Origin of the sequence: Sinomonas sp. (genome assembly GCF_051955515.1) — a bacterium.
Taxonomy (GTDB): Bacteria; Actinomycetota; Actinomycetes; order Actinomycetales; family Micrococcaceae; genus Sinomonas.
Genome location: NZ_JBQCGQ010000015.1, coordinates 1 through 3,481, shown reverse-complemented (window position 1 = coordinate 3,481; position 3,481 = coordinate 1). Strand labels below are relative to the sequence as shown.

The window sequence follows — 3,481 nt, the reverse complement described above, 5'->3', positions numbered from 1 at the left end:
GCGGCGGGCTTCCGGGTCAAAGCCCGTCGTCGGCTCGTCGAGGAACAGGAGCTCCGGCCGCCCGACGATCGCAAGAGCCACGTCGACGCGCCGCTGCTGCCCCCCTGACAGCTTGCCGATCCTCGTCTTGGCCTGCTTCTCGAGGCCCACGGCAGCGATGACGTCGTCGACCCTTCGCGGGTTCGGATAGAAGCGCGCGAAGTGGGAGAGCTGCTCGCGGACGGTGTACTGCCCGCTCTCCCCGGTCGATTGGAGGACGATCCCGAGGCGGGCCTTCCAGTCGAGCCTCCCGTGGGCGGGATCGACGCCCAGGACGCTCACCTCGCCCGCGGTCCGGTGGCGGTAGCCCTCGAGGATCTCCACCGTGGTGGACTTCCCGGCGCCGTTCGGGCCGAGCAGTGCGAACGTCTCGCCCTGTGCGATGTCCAGGTCGATGCCGTCGACGGCGGCCAGACCGCCGTATTCCTTGCGCAAGCCGCGCACGCGGACCGCAAGCCCGGGAGGATTAGCTCTCATACCCCGAGCATGACGCCTCAACGCCCCTGAGGGCATCCGTCAGGAGGCTGAACTCTGCACCCCTCGCTGCGACGACGGCGTCATGAGCTTGCCCGCGGACAGCTGGCGCAGGACGTCGATCAGCAGCCTGCGCTCAACCACCTTGATGCGCTCGTGGAGCGACTCCTCGTCGTCGTCCGTCTCCACGACGACCGGCTCCTGGGCGATGATCGGCCCGGTGTCCACTCCGGCGTCGGCCCAGTGCACCGTGCACCCGGTGACCTTGACGCCGTAGGCGAGCGCATCGCGCACGCCGTGCGCGCCGGGGAAGGCGGGCAGCAGCGCAGGGTGGGTGTTGAGGTAGCGACCCCCGAAGCGCTCGATGAAGTCCGGGCTCACGATGCGCATGAAACCGGAGGAGACCACCACGTCCGGGGCGTATTCCGCGACGCGTTCGGTGAGCGCGGCGTCCCACTCGGAGCGCGTCTCGAAGGAATTGAAGTTGACCACGAAGGTCTCGAGCCCCGCCTCTTCGGAGCGCTCGATGCCGTGGGTCCCTTCGCGATCCGCACCGACAGCGGCGATCTCGACATCGAGTTCGCCCGCCTTCACGGCATCGATGACCGCCTGAAGGTTCGAGCCGGTGCCGGAGACGAGGACCACAATGCGCATGGGGTCAACCTTAGGCCTTCGCGGAAGCCGCCGCGGATCGGGCGAGCTGCCCGCGTTCGAGCCAGGGAGCGAGTGCGTAGCCGATCACCGCTCCGATGGCCGTCTCGGCTCCGACCCACACGAGGGTCCAAAGGGGGCTGGGTCCGACGTCGGCGAAGCGGCCCACGCCGGCCGACCCTCCCGAGAGCCAGGCGGCGCCACCCGCGAGCAGTCCCGCAACCGCTCCGACAAGGAGCCCGAGGACCAGTGCCGAGACCGAGGCCGAGAACCAGCGCACGGGAACCTTGATGGACAGCCACTCGTCGAAGTGGTCCTCGCCAGCACGCTGGAACCACCATCCGCCGAGGACGCCGGCGATCACGGGCAGCACGATGGCCGCCGCGGTGAAGGGGCCGGACGCCGTGGGAAGGGCCGCGAGAACGGGGATGGGCGGGAGGGGGCCGACGGCGGTCGAGAGGGCGCCAGCGGTCGATCCCGTGCCGAGCACGACTCCCGAGCCCGAAGACCAGGCGAGCGCCCACACGGCGAGGTTCGGCACGTAGCCCAGCTGGGCCACGGTGAGGGCCGCGCCCCCTACGCCTCCGGCGCCGAGGGCCTCGTACACCGTGACCACGTCAGCCCAGCGGACCGCGAGGTCCAGGGCGAGGAGCGCGGCAGCCAGCCCGAACGCCATGGCTGCCGCCACGAAGCCCCCGCGGATCACCGCCCAGAAGTAGCTCCCGGTCCAGCGCGAATACTGTCCGGTCCGGGCGATCCAGTCGACCGCGTCCACGCCGATCAGCCGGCTCCACGAACCGGCCTCGCGCCGAGCCCCCACGATGAGCCCGAGCCCCACGGGGATGAGCGGCACTGCGGCCGAGACTCCCACGCTGGCGCTCACGGCACTCGTGCTGCAGACGAAGGCCGTGGCGAAGCCCGCGAGCGAGTAGAGTGCAGCGGCCCCGAGCAGCCCCTGCCAGAGGGTCGTCGCGTACGACGCCCGCGCGAGGCGGCGCCCCGCGCGCCACGACAGGAGGAACGGAATGAGCGCGAAGCCGAGCGGCACGAGACGGAGGACGGTCGTGGAAGGCGGCGCAGCACCGCCGTCGACCGTCGCCCCGAGGTCGCTCAGCCGCAGCGGCACGCCGTGCACCAGCAGCCAGGCCTGGCCGCCGAGACGGGCAGCCGCCTCGGGCGGAAGCGGGCCGAACCCTCCCGTGAGCCAGACTGCCGCGAGCGGAACCACGGTGAGGAAGGCGGAGATCAGCACGGCCTGAAGCGCCTCGACGGCGCCCTGAAGCCACAACGGCATCGGAATGCCGAGGAGCCCTGACTGGTCGGCGCGCAATTTCATCGCGTTCCACTCTGCCACGGACCCCTCGGCCAGCCGTTGAGGCGCACCGGAGGTGGGAGGTACGTGCTCCTGTCCGCTTCTACTCGCGGCACAGGCACTTTTGGCCTGACACGCCGCGTTCCTGACCGATTAGCACCTGACAACCGGTCAGGAACGCAGCGAGGATCAGCTGAGCGTCGCGCGATCCTCGGCGTGGAAGGGCCGAATCTCGTCGAAGCGGCCATCCCGGACCTTCGCCACCCAGGCCGGATCGCTCAGGAGCACGCGGCCCACCGCAATGAGGTCGAATTCCCCCCGGCCGAACTGCTCGAGAAGGGGCTCGAAGCCCGCGGTCTCGGCCCGGCCGCCCTCCTGGAACGCAACCTGGAAGGCCTGGTTGAGGCCCACAGAGCCGACGGCGATCGAGGGCAGCCCCGTCACCTTCTTCGACCAGCCTGCGAGGCCAAGCTGCCCGTCGGGGCCCTCGACCTCAGGGAACGCGGGCTCCCAGTGGCGGCGCGTCGAGGCGTGGAAGGCGGAGACCCCGGCGGCGGCGAGCGCACCGAGAAGGGCCTCGAGCTCGGCGGGGGTCTTCGCGATGCGGGCGGCGTAGTCGCCGGACTTCCACTGGGAGAAGCGGAAGATCACCGGGAGATCAGGGCCTACGGCGTCCCGGACGGCCGCGGCGACCTCGGCGGGGAAGCGGGTGCGCGCCTCAAGGGAGCCGCCGTACCGGTCTTCGCGGCGATTGGTCCCTTCCCAGAGGAACTGGTCGAGGAGGTAGCCGTGGGCCCCGTGGAGCTCGACTGCATCGAAGCCCGCCTCCTTCGCGGCCACGGCGGCCTTCGCGAAGTCGTCGCAGATGCGCTCGAGCTCGCCGATGGTCGCGGGCCGCCCGTGCGCCTTGCCCGACGTCGAGAGGCCGGAGGGGCTGAGGGTGGGGAGCTGGGAGTTGAGGTCCGGGTGGTCCCCCCGTTCGGCGCCGAGGTGCCACAGCTGCGG

4 protein-coding genes are annotated in these 3,481 nt (G+C 71.0%); all 4 read right to left on the bottom strand.

Features of this window, described 5'->3' with window-relative positions; genetic code table 11:
- Window positions 1–516, bottom strand: a 516-nt coding sequence (locus ACTHL9_RS00865; RefSeq protein WP_440516736.1) for an ABC transporter ATP-binding protein, incomplete at its 3' end; no start/stop codon positions are given.
- Window positions 517–555: 39 nt separating this feature from the next.
- On the bottom strand, window positions 556–1,167 hold the full coding sequence (gene purN / locus ACTHL9_RS00860; protein ID WP_440516735.1) for a phosphoribosylglycinamide formyltransferase: 612 nt from the start codon (window positions 1,165–1,167) through the stop codon (window positions 556–558).
- 10 nt (window positions 1,168–1,177) lie between these two features.
- On the bottom strand, window positions 1,178–2,500 hold the full coding sequence (locus ACTHL9_RS00855) for a cell division protein PerM (RefSeq protein ID WP_440516734.1): 1,323 nt from the start codon (window positions 2,498–2,500) through the stop codon (window positions 1,178–1,180).
- A gap of 165 nt (window positions 2,501–2,665) precedes the next feature.
- Window positions 2,666–3,481: oxidoreductase (locus tag ACTHL9_RS00850; RefSeq protein ID WP_440516733.1), on the bottom strand; the 816-nt coding region annotated here is incomplete at its 5' end.

Excerpts from the sequence above, each read along its gene's own strand:
- purN (WP_440516735.1), bottom strand. The coding sequence starts at position 1,167 with ATGCGCATTGTGGTCCTCGTCTCCGGCACCGGCTCGAACCTTCAGGCG.
- ACTHL9_RS00855 (WP_440516734.1), bottom strand. The coding sequence starts at position 2,500 with ATGAAATTGCGCGCCGACCAGTCAGGGCTCCTCGGCATTCCGATGCCG.